This is a genomic window from Marinobacter pelagius, assembly GCF_003315345.1.
GTDB lineage: Bacteria > Pseudomonadota > Gammaproteobacteria > Pseudomonadales > Oleiphilaceae > Marinobacter > Marinobacter pelagius_A.
In genome coordinates this window covers 83,932-101,229 of sequence record NZ_QNRO01000008.1, presented here as the reverse complement: position 1 = coordinate 101,229, position 17,298 = coordinate 83,932, and the positions used below count along the sequence as shown (strand labels likewise).

19 protein-coding genes are annotated in these 17,298 nt (G+C 60.6%); 4 read left to right on the top strand and 15 right to left on the bottom strand.

Going from position 1 to position 17,298, the window contains the following annotated elements; translation table 11 throughout:
- Positions 1 to 12 precede the first annotated feature (12 nt).
- From ccmE to DET50_RS09285, 8 genes are all read right to left on the bottom strand, one after another.
- The gene (gene ccmE, locus DET50_RS09320; protein WP_113862580.1) at positions 13 to 483 is read right to left on the bottom strand and encodes a cytochrome c maturation protein CcmE; all 471 of its coding nucleotides are present in this window, start codon (positions 481 to 483) and stop codon (positions 13 to 15) included.
- A gap of 14 nt (positions 484 to 497) precedes the next feature.
- The gene (ccmD, locus tag DET50_RS09315; RefSeq protein ID WP_113862579.1) at positions 498 to 731 is read right to left on the bottom strand and encodes a heme exporter protein CcmD; all 234 of its coding nucleotides are present in this window, start codon (positions 729 to 731) and stop codon (positions 498 to 500) included.
- Positions 732 to 734: 3 nt separating this feature from the next.
- Positions 735 to 1,478 (bottom strand): heme ABC transporter permease, encoded by a 744-nt coding sequence (locus tag DET50_RS09310; RefSeq protein WP_113862578.1) that lies wholly within the window; start codon positions 1,476 to 1,478, stop codon positions 735 to 737.
- 33 nt (positions 1,479 to 1,511) lie between these two features.
- A complete protein-coding gene (gene ccmB, locus DET50_RS09305; RefSeq protein ID WP_113862577.1) occupies positions 1,512 to 2,234 on the bottom strand; it encodes a heme exporter protein CcmB in 723 nt (240 codons plus the stop codon).
- The gene (gene ccmA, locus DET50_RS09300) at positions 2,224 to 2,862 is read right to left on the bottom strand and encodes a cytochrome c biogenesis heme-transporting ATPase CcmA (RefSeq protein WP_113862576.1); all 639 of its coding nucleotides are present in this window, start codon (positions 2,860 to 2,862) and stop codon (positions 2,224 to 2,226) included. Before ccmA ends, ccmB begins: the two co-directional genes overlap by 11 nt.
- 177 nt (positions 2,863 to 3,039) lie before the next feature.
- Positions 3,040 to 4,149, bottom strand: a complete 1,110-nt coding sequence (locus tag DET50_RS09295) for an ATP-binding protein (protein WP_113862575.1) — start codon at positions 4,147 to 4,149, stop codon at positions 3,040 to 3,042.
- Positions 4,146 to 6,428, bottom strand: a complete 2,283-nt coding sequence (locus DET50_RS09290; RefSeq protein WP_113862574.1) for an ATPase, T2SS/T4P/T4SS family — start codon at positions 6,426 to 6,428, stop codon at positions 4,146 to 4,148. The genes DET50_RS09295 and DET50_RS09290 overlap by 4 nt, the downstream gene beginning before the upstream one ends.
- 35 nt (positions 6,429 to 6,463) lie before the next feature.
- Entirely contained in the window at positions 6,464 to 7,270 is an 807-nt protein-coding gene (locus DET50_RS09285) for a MinD/ParA family protein (RefSeq protein ID WP_113862573.1), read from the bottom strand.
- A 167-nt stretch (positions 7,271 to 7,437) separates the two neighbouring features.
- On the opposite strand from DET50_RS09285, the gene upp reads away from it, so the two are divergent.
- Positions 7,438 to 8,076 carry a uracil phosphoribosyltransferase gene (upp, locus tag DET50_RS09280; RefSeq protein ID WP_113862572.1) on the top strand — a complete coding sequence of 213 codons (639 nt, stop codon included), beginning with the start codon at positions 7,438 to 7,440 and terminating at the stop codon, positions 8,074 to 8,076.
- 2 nt (positions 8,077 to 8,078) lie between these two features.
- The gene (locus tag DET50_RS09275) at positions 8,079 to 9,335 is read left to right on the top strand and encodes a uracil-xanthine permease family protein (protein ID WP_113862571.1); all 1,257 of its coding nucleotides are present in this window, start codon (positions 8,079 to 8,081) and stop codon (positions 9,333 to 9,335) included.
- Between the two features lie 52 nt (positions 9,336 to 9,387).
- Here the strand turns inward: DET50_RS09275 and DET50_RS09270 are convergent, their stop codons facing one another.
- The 5 genes from DET50_RS09270 to DET50_RS09250 all read right to left on the bottom strand — a co-directional run bounded on the left by DET50_RS09270 (position 9,388) and on the right by DET50_RS09250 (position 15,001).
- On the bottom strand, positions 9,388 to 9,735 hold the full coding sequence (locus DET50_RS09270) for an Hpt domain-containing protein (protein WP_113862570.1): 348 nt from the start codon (positions 9,733 to 9,735) through the stop codon (positions 9,388 to 9,390).
- Entirely contained in the window at positions 9,725 to 11,467 is a 1,743-nt protein-coding gene (locus DET50_RS09265; protein ID WP_258546097.1) for a PP2C family protein-serine/threonine phosphatase, read from the bottom strand. The genes DET50_RS09270 and DET50_RS09265 overlap by 11 nt, the downstream gene beginning before the upstream one ends.
- On the bottom strand, positions 11,464 to 11,769 hold the full coding sequence (locus DET50_RS09260; RefSeq protein WP_113862569.1) for an STAS domain-containing protein: 306 nt from the start codon (positions 11,767 to 11,769) through the stop codon (positions 11,464 to 11,466). Before DET50_RS09260 ends, DET50_RS09265 begins: the two co-directional genes overlap by 4 nt.
- Positions 11,770 to 11,892: 123 nt before the next feature.
- Complete coding sequence (locus DET50_RS09255; RefSeq protein ID WP_113862568.1) at positions 11,893 to 13,344, bottom strand: sigma-54 dependent transcriptional regulator; 1,452 nt, start codon at positions 13,342 to 13,344, stop codon at positions 11,893 to 11,895.
- Positions 13,345 to 13,642: 298 nt separating this feature from the next.
- On the bottom strand, positions 13,643 to 15,001 hold the full coding sequence (locus DET50_RS09250; protein ID WP_113862628.1) for a DUF1329 domain-containing protein: 1,359 nt from the start codon (positions 14,999 to 15,001) through the stop codon (positions 13,643 to 13,645).
- Positions 15,002 to 15,197: 196 nt separating this feature from the next.
- On the opposite strand from DET50_RS09250, the gene DET50_RS09245 reads away from it, so the two are divergent.
- The gene (locus tag DET50_RS09245) at positions 15,198 to 15,710 is read left to right on the top strand and encodes a DUF6586 family protein (protein ID WP_113862567.1); all 513 of its coding nucleotides are present in this window, start codon (positions 15,198 to 15,200) and stop codon (positions 15,708 to 15,710) included.
- A 51-nt stretch (positions 15,711 to 15,761) separates the two neighbouring features.
- Positions 15,762 to 16,022 carry a hypothetical protein gene (locus DET50_RS09240; protein WP_113862566.1) on the top strand — a complete coding sequence of 87 codons (261 nt, stop codon included), beginning with the start codon at positions 15,762 to 15,764 and terminating at the stop codon, positions 16,020 to 16,022.
- Positions 16,023 to 16,056: 34 nt separating this feature from the next.
- Here the strand turns inward: DET50_RS09240 and DET50_RS09235 are convergent, their stop codons facing one another.
- Both DET50_RS09235 and lexA read right to left on the bottom strand, forming a co-directional pair.
- Complete coding sequence (locus tag DET50_RS09235) at positions 16,057 to 16,548, bottom strand: cell division inhibitor SulA (RefSeq protein ID WP_113862565.1); 492 nt, start codon at positions 16,546 to 16,548, stop codon at positions 16,057 to 16,059.
- Positions 16,549 to 16,594: 46 nt separating this feature from the next.
- Complete coding sequence (gene lexA, locus DET50_RS09230; RefSeq protein WP_092000408.1) at positions 16,595 to 17,203, bottom strand: transcriptional repressor LexA; 609 nt, start codon at positions 17,201 to 17,203, stop codon at positions 16,595 to 16,597.
- Between the last annotated feature and the right edge of the window lie 95 nt (positions 17,204 to 17,298).

The following is a 17,298-nucleotide window of genomic DNA, read 5'->3' as shown; positions in this document are numbered from 1 at the left end:
TGGGAGTTTGGTTCAATACGACGGCGACTGGGCTGTCTCGCCCGCCTTCGGCTGTGCCTTGGAGGCTTTCTCCAGCGCATCCGCCACCTCCGGCGGCATGTAATTCTCATCGTGCTTGGCCAGGACCTGGTCTGCCACGAACCGGCCCTGACCGTCGAGTTTGCCCATGGCAACCACACCCTGTCCCTCGGCAAACAGGTCCGGCAGAATACCGGTGTACTCCACCGGCACCGAGGAATTGAAATCGGTGACGCGGAATTCAACCTTGAGGCTGTCCGGGTCACGGATCACCGAACCCTCCTCAACCATTCCGCCGGCACGGATACGCACATCCCGGGGTGCTTCCCCGGCTGCGATCTGCGAGGGATCATAAAACAGATTGATGTTCTGCCGCAGGGCATAGGTGGTCAGCGCCACCGCAACGCCAATACCGGCGAGAAGGAAGAGTACAATGGTCAGCCGTTTTTTACGGATCGGATGCATGGGTAACCTGCTTGTCAGTCCTGGGAAACTTCAACTCGGGTAAACGTGGCCGCTGGCCGTGCAGTCCGCTGCTGCCCCTGCGCCTCGCGCTCATAATTCCTGCGACAGGCTTCCATCGTTGTACGGCGCCGTCGCTGCGACCAGAGCATCAGCCCGGCCAGCAGAACGACAAAAACGCCATAACAGGTCCATACGTAGGGGCCGTGGCCTTCCATTGCAATAAAGGCGGAGAGTGATTCAAACGCCATGGTTCAGGGCCTCCCCGCCATCACGAGATCTTTTACCCATCGGGTTCGCTGTTCGCGGAAGATGATTTCCGTCTGCATCCGGAGGCAGGCCAGCCAGCCGAAAATGAAGTACAACCCCAGTACCGACAGCAAGAGGGGGACCCACATTTCCGCGGGCATGGACGGCTTCTCCGTCAGCTTGAAGGTGGCGGGCTGATGCAGCGTGTTCCACCACTCCACCGAGTATTTGATAATGGGAATGTTGACCACCCCGACCAGCACCAGAACCGACACGGCGCGGGCGGCGGATTTTTCATCATTGATGGCCCGATCCAGGGCAATGACTCCGCCATAGAGAAACAACAAGATCAGCATGGAGGTCAGACGGGCATCCCAGATCCACCAGGTACCCCAGGTGGGCTTGCCCCAGACCGCGCCGGTGAACAGGGCAAGAAAGGTAAGCACCAGGCCCACCGGGGCCACCGCCTTGACAAAGACGTCGGCCAGTTTCATCCGCCACACCAGTGTGACAACCGCCGCCACCGCCATCATGATATACACCGACTGGGCCAGGAAGGCCGTGGGCACGTGAATGAAGATGATCCGGTAGCTGTTCCCCTGCAGATAATCCTTCGGGGCAAACGCCAGCCCCCAAACCACGCCGGCCAGCAGCAGCGCCGCACCGACCACCAGCAGCCAGGGCATCAGACGGGTCGCAATCCCGTAAAACCATTTGGGTGAGCCCAGCTTATGAAAAAATTGCCACATCGATTGGTACCCGTTAACCCGTTACCGTGTTTGTTAGCTGTTGGACATACTGATTTTCAGTGCTGATGCCGAAGCAAACGGAGCCAGCGTCAGGGCCAGAAACAGAAACGCCCCCATCAATGCCAGATAAGCCCCCACCGGGGCACCCTCCGACGCCGCCGCAACCGTTCCGGTTCCGAAAATCAGCACCGGAATGTACAGTGGAATGATCAGCAGGGACAAGAGTACCCCCGCCGACCGCAGCCCCAGTGTCAACGCCGCACCAATGGAACCGATCAGGCTCAGCACGGGCGTACCGATCAGCAGCGTTAGACACAAAATGCCGATAGAGTTCCCCGGCTGATGCATCATAACCCCAAGCACCGGCGTAAGAATCACCAGCGGCAGACCGGTCAGCATCCAGTGCGCCAGGGTCTTCGCCAGCACCAGCAGGAACAGGGGCTGCGGCTGCAACACCAGTTGTTCCAGTGTTCCATCATCGAAATCATGGCGAAACAGGTGATCCAGGGACAACAATACCGACAACAGAGCCGCCACCCACAGGATACCGGCTCCGGCCTCCCGCAGGAATGACACTTCCGGGCTAACTCCGAGGGGGAACAGGGTTACCACCATCACGAAGAACAGCAGGGGATTAAGCAAATCCTGGCGCTGGCGGAAGGCGACTTTCACGTCGCGCAGGAAAACCGCTTTCATGGCACCGGCGACACTGACACCCTCGGCCACCGGATGCACGCGTACCGGATTACCCGTCATTGACCGAGCCTCCCCCGAGTACGATTCGCTGCATCCCCGGCAGCTTCAGGTCGTGGTGGGTTGTCACCACAACGGCACCGCCCTCCGCCGCGCGCTGCTGCAGCAGCGCCTCGATCGCCTGGACGCCATCGGCGTCAATGGCGGTGAACACCTCATCCAGCAACCACAGGGGCTCGTCCGCAACCAATAATCGTGCAAGCGCCACGCGCCGCTGCTGTCCGGCGGACAGGTTTCGGCAGGGTACGTTCTGATAGCCGGCCAGCCCGGTGCCCTCCAGTGCCCGCGAGAGGACCGCTTCGGACACCGGCCGACGCCCGGCCATCAGGGCATGGAGGTTTTCCATGGGTGTGAGCAACGGCTTGATGCCGGGCCGATGGCCAAGGTAGAGCATGTTACGCAAAAAACTTTCCCGGTGCCTCGCCCTGGGCTGGCCACACCAGTACAGATCTCCGGACCAGGCATCGTTGAGGCCGGCGAGGATGCGCAGAAGGGTCGTCTTGCCGGAACCGTTCGGACCCTCGACACGGGTCACCGTCCCCGGCATTACGGAGAAGGAAAGCTCGCGGAACAGTATCCGCTCATCCCGTTCACACTGGAGATTGACAGCCTTTAGTAACGGCTCAGACATCAGGGCCCCGAATCCAGGCGATGCGCGTTATCACGGCACCGGGTGTATTCATGACTGACACGGCGGGTGCAGACATCATTGGCGGCAGGGACTGCCGGCGGCGCGTATTATAACCAAAGGTTTTCCGGATTACTCATGCCCCACATCAATTTGCCACATAAGGTCGACACAGGCTGACTACTGGATCAGTGATCGCAGGGCCCAGGCCTGTTTCCAGTTGTCCCCTTCCCGGGCAGCAACCGCCGTCTCGAAGTAATGCTTCAGGCGCCGGCGGTCCTCCGGTTGGTCCTTGAGCGCCGAGCCAATGATGTGATGCATCAGCTGCTCCACGGTCATCGGGTCTCCGCCGTAATACCAGGCGTTCAGACTGGCGGCATGGGCAACGGCTACCGCTTCCGCGGTGGACAGTGCGGCCCCCGCCAGGCGGTCGGTACTGCGCCCGTCGAGGGTCTGGCCGTTACGCAACTCATGGAACATGGTCACCAGCACCTCGAGCGCTCGGGGGTCCGGCTCCACGGAAACACCGGCGGCGGCATTGGCCTTGCGGACCTCCCTGACCACCACGTCCAGTTCGTCGGCCAGGTTGCGAATCGGCCGTATCTCCTCAAAGTCCATCCGGCGCTTGAGGGCCGCACTCATGGCGTGCACTCCCTCATCGATGCTGTTGGAGGTGGCGACCACATTGAACCCTTCCCGGGCCAGGATGACGCCCTCGTCTCCGGCCAGCTCCGGAATCACCACCACCCGGTCGGACAAGACCGACAGCAGGGCATCCTGCAGCGCCTGGGGACAACGGGCGATCTCCTCGAACCGGACCAGGCGACCTTCCATCATGCCCCGTAGCAACGGGCTGGGCACCAGAGCTTTCAGGCACGGCCCCTCGTTCTTCAGGATTGCCTCGTTCCAGCTGTAGAGCAACTGGCTGACCTGGCTGACCGCCCCACCCTGCAGGGTCAGGGTTGAACCGCCCGAGATCGCGGCCGCCAGCAGCTCCGACAGCCAGGACTTGGCGGTGCCGGGCTCGCCCACCAGCAGGCAGCCCCGGCTGGTGCACAGGGAAATGATGATACGGACCACCATGGCCCGGTCTGCCACGAATTTGCGCTCGATGCCCAGGGCATCGTCACCCATGACAAACTTTTCCACCGCCCGGGGGGACATGCGCCACCCCGGCGGCACCGGGCCCTCATCCAGGGAGGCGAGCTTGTCCAGTTCCACGGCGTAAGTAACCTCGGCCGGTTCCCGCTGGGCGGCCTTGTGCTGCTGTGTTGTTTTGCTGGCTGTCATCGGGTACTCCTGCGGCCGCCACGAACTTCCGGTGCCATGCGCTCCCTCGGCAGGATACGCGGCAATTCAGACAGGGGAATCACCCCTTCGATTACATGATCCAGGGCACTGTCACGCATGGTGATCAGGCCCGCATCCAGGGCCCGCCAACGCAACTCGCCGATGGGTGGCTGGCTGGAGATGGCGTTGCGGATGTCGGAATCCACCTCCATGTACTCGACAATGGCGACCCGACCGTGAGTGCCCCGGCCATTGCACTTGTCACAGCCCTCCCCCTGGAAACATCGGAAATCGGCCGGGGCGCCATCAGGGAACAGCTCGGCCAGGATGCCGGGGTCCGGCTCCGCCGGCTGCCGGCAATGGCGGCATATGCGTTTGGCCAGCCGCTGGGCAATGACCGCAAGCAGCTCACCGGCGATGGAGTTGGGATGAACGCCAAGATCGTACAGGCGCTGGAGCGAGTCCACCGCGTCGTTACAGTGCAGAGTGGAGAGCACCACATGACCGGTCTGGGAAGCGCGAATTGCCTCGAGGGCGGTTTCCTGATCCCGGATCTCACCCACCAGGATGACGTCCGGATCTTCCCGGACGAAGGCCCGCATGGCATCGGCGAAGCCAAAGCCGATTTCGGTCCGGACCCGGGTCTGCTGGATATTGTCGATGGAGTACTCGATCGGATCCTCGACGGTGATGACCTTGCGGCGGCCATCATCGGCCAGGGTCTGCAGGCCGGCATAAAGCGTGGTGGACTTGCCGGATCCGGTCGGCCCGACCACCAGCACCAGGCCTGCGGGGTTATCCAACAGGCGCTGATAGCGGGCACCGATGGTCCTGGACATGCCCAGCTCGGCAATGGTCATGGCGCGGCCGGTCTGGGGCAGCAGCCGGATGACCGCGTGTTCGCCGTGCAGCGACGGCTGGGTCTGGATCCGCAGATCGTAGGCGGCATCCCCGAGCTTGAGCTGGGAACGCCCGCCCTGGGGCAGTCGGTGCTCGGCTATGTTCAGTTCGGCACGCAGCTTGATGACGTTGATCACCCCCCGAAGTTCGCGGGGACTGAGCTGATACTGGGGCAGATCGTGCAGTTCGCCATCAACCCTGAGACGAATCCGGACCCGCTCGCCGTATTGCTCGATGTGAATATCACTGGCCTTCTCACTGACCGCGTCCAGCAGAATGGCTTCGTACACCGAGACCAGGTAAGGGCTCACCTGTTTGTTGCCACCATGCTCCCCGAGCGCAGCCGGCGTCTCGGCCCGCTGTCCCTGCCGGTCATCACCGCCAGCGCCATGATCCGCCACGAACTGCTTGCCCTGGGCGGTCAGATCCAGAGCGGACCATAGCCGGCGGAAATCCGTCGGCGTGACCAGCAGGCACTCGATCACCGACTTGGGCGTCAGCCGCTCCAGCTGGTCAGTGCGGGCATCGGGATCGTCGGTAACAACGATGATCTTGCCATCGGCTTCCGCCACCGGCACCAGTCGCGACAGGTCAAGGAACGTTCGTGAGAATCGCCGGAACAGAGCGGGCTGCAGCTCCGGCAGCAACTCGTCCGCTTCCTTGAACGCCATGCCCCGCTGCTGGGCCAGCGTCCGGAACAGATCGATCTCCTCCAGGTTGAGCTTGCGCCGCACCAGATCCAGTACCCGGGCATTGGTCCGGGCCGCCTCGACCTTGGACTCGGCAAGCACTTTTTCATCGATAACCCCGAGATCAATCAGGATCTGCTCCGCATTGCGGTTGAAATCGACCCAGCCGAGGGTGCGCAACCGGACCAGGCCAAAGCCCTGCTTCTCAAACATCGCCAGGCTCGGAACCGGCCCGGCCCGGCCCTCCAGGCAGACCAGCCGGCCCTGGTTCCGGAGAAATGGCAGCACCACGTCACGCTTCGGCAGGAAGGTGGTGCAAAGTACCAGATCACACAGGACATCCAACTCGGGCGCGCTCTCGATATCGGCCGCCACCACATCGACGTTGTGATGGCCGAGCCGGAAGAAACGCTCCCGGGCCGCTTCGGCGACCACCGGGTTGCGCTCCACATAAATGACCCGCCGGGCCAGCTCCGACAGCACTGCAGCGAGGTAGCCCGAGCCACCACCAACGTGCATCACAGTCTGGTCCGGCTCGATTTCAGGTATCAGGGACAGCAGATGCCGGACGGTTTCCTCCCGGGGAATGGAGTGTCCGGTGATGGAGGGGGCGAGGTCCGAGCAGGCAACAAACTCGTGGCGGGAAACGGCATGCAGGGCCGTGCTGGCCCTCGGGTACAGTTTATTCATTACCAGTATCCATCAAGATCAGACCTCGTTCGGGCTCAGACAAGCCGCTCCACAAAGAATTCCACATGGCCGCGGGGAGACGATGGCAGTGGCCAGCTATCCACTTTTTCCGCCAGGGCCTTGATCGCCAGTGAGGCCCTGGCACGGGGGTACGCCTCCACCACGGCCCGCTGGCGCTGCACTGCCTTTCTGAAGGCCTCATCATGGGGCACCATACCTGCGTATTCCAGCGCCACATCGAGAAAACGCTCGGTAACCCGGATCAGCTTGTCATACAGCTGCCGGCCTTCCTGCTCGCTACGGACCTGATTGGCAAGCACGCGAAACCGGTTGATCCCGTAGTCCCGGTTCATCAGTTTGACCAGGGCATAAGTGTCGGTGATGGAGGTGGGTTCGTCGCAGATCACCAGCAGCAACTCCTGGGCCGCCCGCAGAAAACTGACCACTGCCTCGGACACGCCAGAGGCGGTATCAATGATCAGAACATCCATCTGGTCCCCGAGCTCGCTGAAGGCGTTGATCAGGCCAGCGTATTCCTGGGCCTCGAGCCGGGTCATTCGCAGGCTGCCGGAGGGCGCAGGCACGATACGGATTCCGGCGGGCCCTTGCACCAGGATATCCTCAAGTTCGCACTCGCCTTCCAGAACCTCCTGAAGGGTGTGGCTCGCTGTGATCCCCAGCGACACATCCACATTGCCGAGGCCGAGATCTCCGTCCAGGACCACGACCCGCCGGCCTCTTTCCGCCAGCGCAATGGCGAGATTCACTGAAATACTGGTTTTGCCCGTGCCGCCCTTGCCGCCGGATACCGCGATGACCTGTACCGGATTTGCAGTTGTCATAGTGTTTCTGGTCTCTTGCCGCGCAACCCGCAGAAAGTGCCATCTTATAGCAACACCCGGGGGATTTCATGATACCTGACGCGCCTTTCCAGATACGGTATCCTTGCGCCATTTACGCGCAAATCCGTCAATCTTGACCCGATAATCCCAGACACACAGGTGACCCAATGCCAATCCACGAGGTAAAACACCCCCTGATCCGCCACAAGCTTGGCCTGATGCGCCGCGCGGACATCAGCACCAAGAATTTTCGTGAGCTGGCACAGGAAGTCGGCGCCCTGCTGACTTACGAAGCTACCAAGGATTTCAACCTGCAGGAAAAAACCATCGAAGGCTGGGCCGGCCCGGTGAACGTCGAGCAGATTCACGGTAAAAAGGTGACCATTGTTCCTATCCTCCGTGCCGGGTTGGGCATGCTGGACGGCGTGCTCAGTTTGATTCCGGTCGCGCGGGTCAGCGTGGTCGGCCAGATCCGCAACGAGGAGACCCTGGAAGCGAGCACCTATCTGGAAAAACTCGTGGGGGAACTGGATCAGCGTATGGCCCTGATCGTTGACCCGATGCTCGCCACCGGCGGCTCCATGATCTCCACCATCGACCTTCTGAAGAAGGCCGGCAGCACCGAGATCCGCGCACTGGTGCTGGTAGCGGCACCGGAAGGCATCAAGAAAGTCCTGGACAAACACCCGGACGTCTCCATCTACACTGCCTCCGTGGACGAGCGCCTGAATGACAAGGGCTACATCCTGCCGGGCCTCGGCGATGCCGGTGACAAGATCTTCGGCACCAAGCAGAAGGACGTCTGAACATGCAGGACCATACCAACGATCCGGTCTGGAAACAGGTCATTGCCGGTTCCCAGATGCTCCTGGTCGCCTTCGGCGCCCTGGTGCTGATGCCGCTGATCACCGGCCTGGACCCTAACGTCGCGCTGTTCACCGCCGGCATCGGCACCCTGATCTTCCACGTCGTGACCGGCGGGCAGATACCCATTTTTCTGGCCTCCTCCTTCGCCTTCATCGCTCCGATCATTGCCGCCAAGGGCAAGTTCGGGCTGGAGCAGACCATGGGCGGCCTGATGGCCGCGGGTATCCTGTACATCCTCCTGAGTGCCGCGGTAAAACTTCGTGGTACCGGCTTCGTCACCCGCTTGCTGCCGCCGGTGGTGATCGCGCCGGTAATCATGACCATCGGCCTGGGCCTGGCGCCCATTGCGGTCAACATGGCATCGGGAAAGGCCGGTGACGGCTCCGCTGAACTGGTGCCCTACGACACCGCCATCTGGATTGCCATGATCTCGCTGGCGGTCACTATCGTCATGACCCTCTGGGCCAAGGGTATCTTCCGCCTGATTCCAATAATGTTCGGTGTTATTGTCGGGTACATCCTGTCCCTGTTTGCCGGCATCGTGGATATGACGCCAATAAGGGAAGCGCCCTGGTTTGCCATGCCCGATTTCGTGGCCCCGGAGTTCGGCTGGAGCGCCATCCTGTTCATGATTCCGGTGGCCATTGCCCCGGCTATCGAACACATCGGCGATGTCCTGGCCATCGGTAACGTGACCCGCAAGAACTACCTGGAAAAACCGGGCCTGCATCGCACACTGCTGGGGGATGGCCTGGCCACCAGTGCGGCGTCCATGCTGGGCGGCCCGCCCAACACCACCTATTCGGAAGTAACCGGCGCGGTCATGCTGACCCGGAACTTCAACCCGAAAGTAATGTGGTGGGCAGCGGTCGTGGCCATCGTTCTGGCATTTGTCGGCAAGTTCGGTGCGGCCCTGCAGACCATTCCGGTACCGGTGATGGGCGGCATCCTGTGCCTGCTGTTCGGCTCCATTGCAGTGGTGGGGCTGAACACCCTGATCCGTCACCAGGTGGATCTGTCCGAATCACGCAACCTGGTGATCGTCGGCGTGACCCTGGTGTTCGGCATCGGCAACATGGCGCTTGGCCAACTTGAAGGGATCGCCCTGTGTGCGGTGGTGGCGGTTGCCCTCAACCTGGTCCTGCCGGGCAGCAAGGAGGCCTGGGGCAAGGCCATCTACGAGCAGAAGACCGACTGAAGCCTTTCGACCGGATACCGGGGCCCTCAGGGTGCCGGTATCCGGAATGGCTTCAGCGCACCAGGAACCCCTCTAGCAGGCCAGTCACGGCCGCAAACTCCTGCTCGATCGCCGCGACCAGTCGGGATGCCTCCCCGAGATCCTGAGCCTTGCCCGCTTCTTCCGCTTCCAGGCACAACTCCCCAAGCCGGGGCGCGCCAATATTGATGCAACTGCCCTTCAGGCTGTGGGCGGTCTTGGCGAAAGCATCGGCATCAGATGCCGCCAGTGCGGTTTTCAGGCTGGCTATGCGGTCCCGGGAGTCAACGATGTAGGTCTGGATCAGAACATCGAACTCATCCTCCATGACGTCCTGAAGTTCCGCCAGAGCCTCTTCATCAAGGTGTTGTCTATCTGTCATCACCATCCCCCTGGTGCGCTGAGAAATTCCAATCATAAACGATTTCGACGTGATTACCCTTGCCCCGGAATGTGATGTTTTTACTCAGACGTTTCAAGAGCAACAAACCACGACCGGCATAACGGGGTCCGATGCCCTCCCCGGTCTCACCGGAAACCAGCGGATGATTGCGGAAATCAAAGCCGGCACCGCTGTCTTCACAGACCACACGCAGGCGGCCGCCACCGGGTTTCCGGGTGTGGTGAAGGCTGAACCGGATGTAATGACCCTCAACCCGCGCCAGCCTGGCTTGCCGCTCGGAGTAATACCGGCCAAACCCCTCGGCACTGCGCTTCCACTCCGATGGCAACTGCAGGACGCCGTGCTCGAGTGCATTGTTGTAGAGCTCGGACAACAGGGTATAGATCTCGCCACCCCGTGTCCGCAACCCTGGCACCTCCAGGCAGATATGCAACAACAGCGGCAACGGGCTGAAGTCACCGAGGGTACGCTCCCGGATTTCATACTCACACCGCCACTCGGTCGGCCCGGCCAGGGCCGAGGGCAATGACTGCCCCGACACGTCAGGCACCGCTGGCTGGTCTGTGATATCGAGGGCAACCAGGGTCAGGTCATCAGACTCGGCGGCTTTGTCACTGAACGCCCGCACACCCTCCAGAACCACATCGAACGGATGCCCGGCTGGCTCCACCTGCTCGAGGCAGCGACGGATTCCGGCCAGCCCGAACAGTTCTCCCCGGCCATTCGCTGCCTCCAGCACGCCATCGGTCATCACCAGCAACCTGTCACCAGGCTGGACGTGCACGGTTTCCATCACGCTCTCGAACTGCTCCGGGGGCAGAATACCGAGGGGCAGGTGTCGGGATGGCAATAGCAACTGCTCTCCATCCCCCCGCAGCACCCAGGCCTCCGGTAGCCCGCCATTCCAGACCCTGAGCTGCCCCAGCTTGAAATCTGCCTCCACCATGGCACCGCAACAGAACATGCCGGTGGGCAGGATGAGTTTGAGTTTCTGGTTGATCTCCCTGAGCACATCGGCGCCACTGAAACCCTTGCGCGCCATCCCGTAAAAGATCTCCGCAACGGGCATGGCGCCAATGGCCGCCGGCAGACCATGGCCGGTAAAGTCACCCAGGAATATCAGCATGCCGCCAGCAGGCCGCGGCGAGGCAAACAGGACATCACCGTTGAACACCGACAGCGGCGAGGCGTGGTAACGGATGTTTGGTGAATCCAGGCAACCGGTGTGCGCGACGTTGTCGAACACCCGTCTGGCAATGGTCTGCTCTTCCAGCAACTGCCGGTTGCGCTCGCTGATTTCCTCGTGCTGGCTGGAGAGGGTATCGTGCATCCGCCGCATTCGGTCAAAGGCCTTGATCTTGGCCTCGATGATCACCCGGCTGTAGGGCTTGGTCAGGAAATCGTCGCCGCCGGCCTCCAGGCACCGGGCCAGGTCTTCGGCATCGGACAGGGAGGTCAGGAAAATGATCGGCACCAGGCGCTCACCCGCCAGGGCCTTGATGTGCCGGGCGGCTTCCATGCCATCCATCCGGGGCATCAGGGCGTCCAGAAGGACAATGTCCGGGCTTCCCTCTCGGAATTTTTCCACAGCCTCGAGGCCATCCGTCGCCTCTATCACCTCGTGACCCAGGCGCTTGATGAGGGCCTGGAGGATCAGACGGTCCGTGTCACTGTCATCTGCAATCAGAATTCGCAGGCTGTGTTGGGTCACTTGATGGCAAAAAGCTGCTCGAAATTGGAGATGGAGAGAATGCGGCGGACATCACTGTTGCAATTCTCGATCGAGATCCGGGCACTGTCGCCACCGGCGTGGTCGCGCAGCAGAAGCAGCATGCCCAGGGCAGAACTGTCGAGGTAAGTGGTGTCCGACAGGTCAACAACGTAGTTGGTCACCTTCGCGCCGGCATGCTCGTAGGAATCCCGGAACGCCTGGTGCGTACTGAAGTCAAAGCGCCCTTCAATCCGGATAACCAACGTTTTGCCGTCCTCGGCGAGGCTCGTCTGTATCGGCATTCACAAAACCTCCAGAAGCAATCCATGTAGCGACTGCGACCAGCCCTCACAGTACGGAACTGGCCACGCTCTTCAGGAGTTCAGGATAGCTGAGAACAGAGCTTTTGTCGCCGGTGCGAGCTCTCAGGATTCGGCCGACTCTTCCCGAAGGCCGTATTTGCGCACCTTCTCCACCAGCGTCGTCCGACGGATGCGGAGCTTTTCCGCGGCCCGGGCCACCACGCCGCCCGCTTCATCCAGGGCCTGCTGGATCAGCTGTTTCTCGAGGTTGGAAAGGTACTCCTTCAGATCGATGCCATTCACCGGCAGCAGTGCCGGGGCATCCAGCCCCACCAGACCGGGCACTCCGGAGGGCATGCCGGAGTCCTCAACCGGTCGGTTCTCATCGTAATCGTCGACATAGCGGAATTTCTTCGGCAATTCCTGCACTCCGATCACGCCGTAGGGGTGCATGATAGCAAGCCGCTCGATCAGGTTTGCCAGTTCGCGGATGTTTCCGGGCCAGTCATGACGGCACAGGCTCATGATCGCCGCCGAGTTCAGGCGCAACGAACCCCGTTTTTCCTTCTCCATGCGGGAGATCAATTCGTTGATAAGAAGCGGGATGTCCTCCACCCGCTCCCGGAGAGCCGGCATCTCGATGGGAAAGACATTCAGGCTGTAAAAGAGATCTTCCCGGAATTCACCGGCCTCGATCATGTCCTCAAGGCTCCGGTCGGTGGCGGCAATGATCCGGACATCGACGTTTTCACTGCGATGGCTACCCATGCGCTCGAAGGTCTGGTCCTGCAGGACCCGTTGCAGCTTCACCTGCAGCGGCAGCGGCAGCGCGTCAATTTCATCCAGATACAAGGTGCCACCACCGGCCAGTTCCAGCCGCCCCGCCCGGGCAGAAATCGCACCGGGAAATGCCCCCTTTTCATGGCCGAACAGCTCGCTCTCCAGTAACTCGGCCGGGATTGCGCCGCAGCTCATCGGAACAAAGGGATGATCCCGCCGGGAGGAATGGTAGTGCAAGTTGCGGGCGACCACTTCCTTGCCGGTGCCGGATTCACCAGTGATCAGTACTGTCACGTCCATGTCTGCCACCTGCTCCATCAGCTGGTGCACATGCTGGATCTTGCGACTGGTGCCGACCAGACTGCGAAACAGCTGCAAACCACGCAAATGCCCTCGCTCCTGCCGGCTGCGGTCAGCCTGGTCCCGGTATATCTGTGCCCGATACAGGGAGTCCACAAACTTGGCGTAATTCAGTGGCCATTCGAGGCGGGCAATGATGTGGCTGGCGCATTGGTCGGCCAGCCCGGAAGGGTCGGTACCGTTCACCAGCAATATCGGCACCCCTGGAAGCAATTCACACACCCGGGCAAGAGTTTCGCCGACGACGCTGCCGGCACCGCTGACCAGAACGACCCCGACTTCTTCCCGTTGTGACTCCTCGCCATCGGCCAGCAGCGCCAAAGCTTCGTCGCCGGCGACGACCTGCCCTTCGCCGACAAATTCGAGGATCGTAACCAGATCGTGCTGCCTCAGTTCGTCCTCACCGAGCACCAGCACTTTGTTATCTTTAGACATTTTGACCTTCCGTTGGATACTTTACTGGTATTTAAGACGGCCCGATGGCGGGAGTCAATTTTATGACGCGACTGAGGAGATAGACGACGTGAAGATGGGGTCAGAAGAAGGCTTTCTTCTGACCCCGGAGGTTTGGCTAAGCAGGAGAGGGGCGTCCCCGTCTTCACTCGACTCCGGAGTTGCAGGCCAGATCGGGGTCTGATGAAAGCCTTCATCTGACCCCGTTTTCACTGGACTCTGAAGTGGCCGGCCAAATTGGGGTCAGAAGAACGCTTTCTTCTGACCCCGTCTTCAATAATCAGCGGCGGGCAGCCCGGCGGGCGGCGGAGGCGGTGAATTCGTTGCGCCGGAAGCCGGGAGTGAAGTCGTAGGGCTTGAAGCCATCATCCAGGCCATCGATGTAGTAGCGACCGGCTTTCAGGTCATAGGTCATTTCCATGGTGGTCCAGAACACCGGCTCGCTGTAGTAACTGATGTTGTGGGCCTCGGAAACCCGCCAGAGGTTACCCTGCGCGTCATATTCCTCGGAAGCCAGAATCTGCCAGCTGTCCTCGTCCACATAGAACACCCGGCGGGAATAGATATGACTGATGCCGGTGCGCAGCGTGGCCTCAACCACCCACACCCGGTGCAATTCATACCGGGTCAGTTTCTGGTTGATGTGCCGGGGGCGGATGACATCATCCGCTTCGACCGCATCGCCGTGCAGCTTGTAGGCATTGTAGGGCACGTACATTTCACGCTTGCCCTTCAGGGTCCAGTCGTACTGGTTGGGCGCGCCGTTGTACATGTCCTTCTGGTCAACCGAACGCAATGATGACGAATTCGGCAAGTCCGTTTCATAGGCCAGGTTGGGAGAGCGACGCAGCCGGCGGGAGCCGGAGTCGTAGCGCCAGGCCAGGCGCGGGGAACGAATCTGGTCCAGGGTTTCGTGGACCACGGTGATCGTGCCCGCCAGAGATGAAGGCGAAATGGTGTTGGTTTTGAGATAGAAAATCTTGTTGTCGATTTCTTCCAGTTCCGCCCCTTTGCGACTGTAGGCGAAGAAATAGTCATATTCGTTGACCACCGGGTTGTACGAACCGTCGGTCTGGGGGGTTGCCGAAGCACTTCGAAAGGATATCTCAGTACCCCGGTAACGAAGGATATGGTTCCAGATAACCTCCAGACCATTCTGCGGGATCGGGAACGGGCTGGTCATGATGGTGTCGCGCACCCCGTTGCCGTTATCCAGCAGCTCGGCGCTGGTGGCATTCTCGACAGACTTTTCGTACACATGCTCCGGGAACGCGGCAGTACGACGGCTCTGGTACACCGGCATGAAGAAATCCGGGCCGTATTGCTCGATCATCCGGATGTGCCCGTCGGTCAACTTGTCCCGGTACAGATCCAGATTGTCCCGGGTAATGACAAACAAGGGCTTGTCGTCAGGGAACGGATTGGTTTCGATTTCCCCACGGCGCCACTCTGCCGGCGGAGTGCTCAGCCCCCCGGTCCACTCTGGAATGGTCCCTGACGCATTGGCCCCGCGCTCGGCACCCACCGGGGTCAACTCGTTCCCGAGCTTCGCGGCTTCCGCCGGACTCACCTTGGCCAGTGCCTGCCCGGACAATCCGAACAGTACCGCCGCTGCACCCGCGACAATGTGGCTTCGCATACCTGACATCTCCAGCAGTTCCATAGGTCGGGCTGCTTTTTGCCAAATTCAAACGCTCGTTTCAAGTGAATGTTTGTATCTTCTTGTGAAGGCGCAGAGAATCATGAGACAGGTGCAGAAATCGTTGCACATAAATGGTACAATCCTCGTTTTAATAATCTGCCAGATCTTCCTTATCCGAAATCGCAGGTACTCCATGGCCTCGCAATGGCATTCGCTGGTCTCTCAAAAACTGTTTCTGTCCAAGACGTTGCTGGGGCAGCTTGATCTGCCCGCATTATCAGCGAATGGGCAGCCGGCACCGGAAGCGGAGCAGGCGCTCCGACGGGAAGCGGCAATACAGGGTGCAATAGAGCTGGTACTGCGCAGCCGCAGGTTGCTGCTGGTGATGATTGCCCGACTCTATCAGGAACGGAATGCCGAGCCGGAGACCCTGGAGGAACTGGCGGCACTGATCGGCGCGGATGCCAACGAGGTGTACCGCCTGCGAGACCTCGCGTCGGAGGCTGGCAGCTGGTGGAATCACCTGGATCAACTGGAACAGAGCCAGAGTCGCCCACCGGCGACCCGGAAAACCGTAACGGATGACAACATCATCGCGGTTTCAGCGGAAACCGGGCCGGACAGGTCAACGACCGGGTTACTCAAGACCCTGGGCGCGCTCAAACATTTTGCCGACGATCTGGAAGAGCAGCACAGCGAGTGGTGAATCATCACCAGGCTCGGGCTTCCGGATCTCAACAACAGACAGGTTTACTGAATGTCACCATCGTTTTTTGAAATTGTACAACTGAGTAACGGCGACTATGCACTGCGCCGGATCGACGACGACAGTGCGCCACTGGTAAGAATTTCTTTCTCCCAGGAAGCCCGGGAAATGATGGAAGATCGCGACATGAATGTCGCCAAGGCCATGATCGCTGCCGGCATCGAAGCGGTGGGCGATATCACCCATGATATTGACTGGGAAGAAGACGAGGCGGACGCAATCGACCCGCAACCCTCCTATACCCTGCACTGAACAGTACGGCAGGCGCCTGGCCTGCCACTGGCCCTCAACGCTGGCGAAGCACCACCCCGTGACTGTTACCCTCGGCCGATGCGCTCTGGAGTGATTCCAGTGCCGAACGGCCGAGTTTGCGGGTCCACATCACCACCGCGTGACAGGTACCGGCCCGGAGTGCGCGTTCAGCCAGCTGCTGGGCCGGCAGCTCGGAGGTCGAGCGCAGTACCAGCAACTCCCCTGTGACAATGCCATGCATCTTTTGCCACTTGCTGACAAGCTCCTGGGGCGGATCAATCCAGGCGAGCCAGCGCTTTTCCTGGTTAAGCTGGGTCAGCATCGGCAGCAGCAACTGGAAGTTCTCCACCTGGCCCTGAGGCAGAATAATCTCGGTCACATTACCGGTGACTTCCGCGGGACGAGGTTCGGGGTTACGGCGGGCACGGATGACAGCTCGTCGCCCGGCAACACCCGACGCCGGCTCGGAATGGGACAGGATGCCTTGCTGATAAGCCAGATTCTGGTTGAAGCTCAGTTGTTCCATAAGTCACCCGCTTGTTCTTTTATCGATTCTCTTTGGCTGGCCCGGTTCAGTGCAGATCAGAGCGACGTATGACACCCACGCCCAGGCCTTCGATAAACAGTTCCTGCTCGGTCAGATCTACCTCGATGGGCTCGAACTCCTCGTTCTCGGCAATCAGGTACACCTTGGTTCCATCCTTCCGGAAACGCTTGACGGTTACTTCTTCCCCGACCCGGGCCACGACCACCTGTCCGTTGTGCACATCCTGGGTGCGGTGAACAGCCAGCAGGTCGCCGTCAAGGATGCCGATGTCCTTCATACTCATGCCGCGCACCCGCAGCAGATAATCTGCGGACGGCGAGAAGAAATCCGGCTGAAGAGTACAGTGATCCTCAATATGCTCCTGGGCCAGGATCGGACTACCGGCAGCCACCTGGCCGATCACCGGAAGACCAAGATCCTCCTCGGCTTCCGGCAAACGGATGCCTCGGCTGGCGCCGGGTACCATTTCAATCGCGCCCTTGCGGGCCAGCGCCCTCAGGTGCTCCTCCGCCGCATTGGCAGAGCGAAAGCCCAGCTCCGCCGCAATTTCCGCCCGTGTGGGCGGGTAGCCCGTCTCGTCGACATAGCGACGGATAATATCCAGTACCTGTTGTTGCCTGGCAGTCAGCTTCATTCCGTTACTCCGGTCAGTCCAGGTGACAGGCCATCCGGCTATGGACAGGCCTGTTTTTTTATACAGTGAATTGACTATATACAGTGTTTTATCCA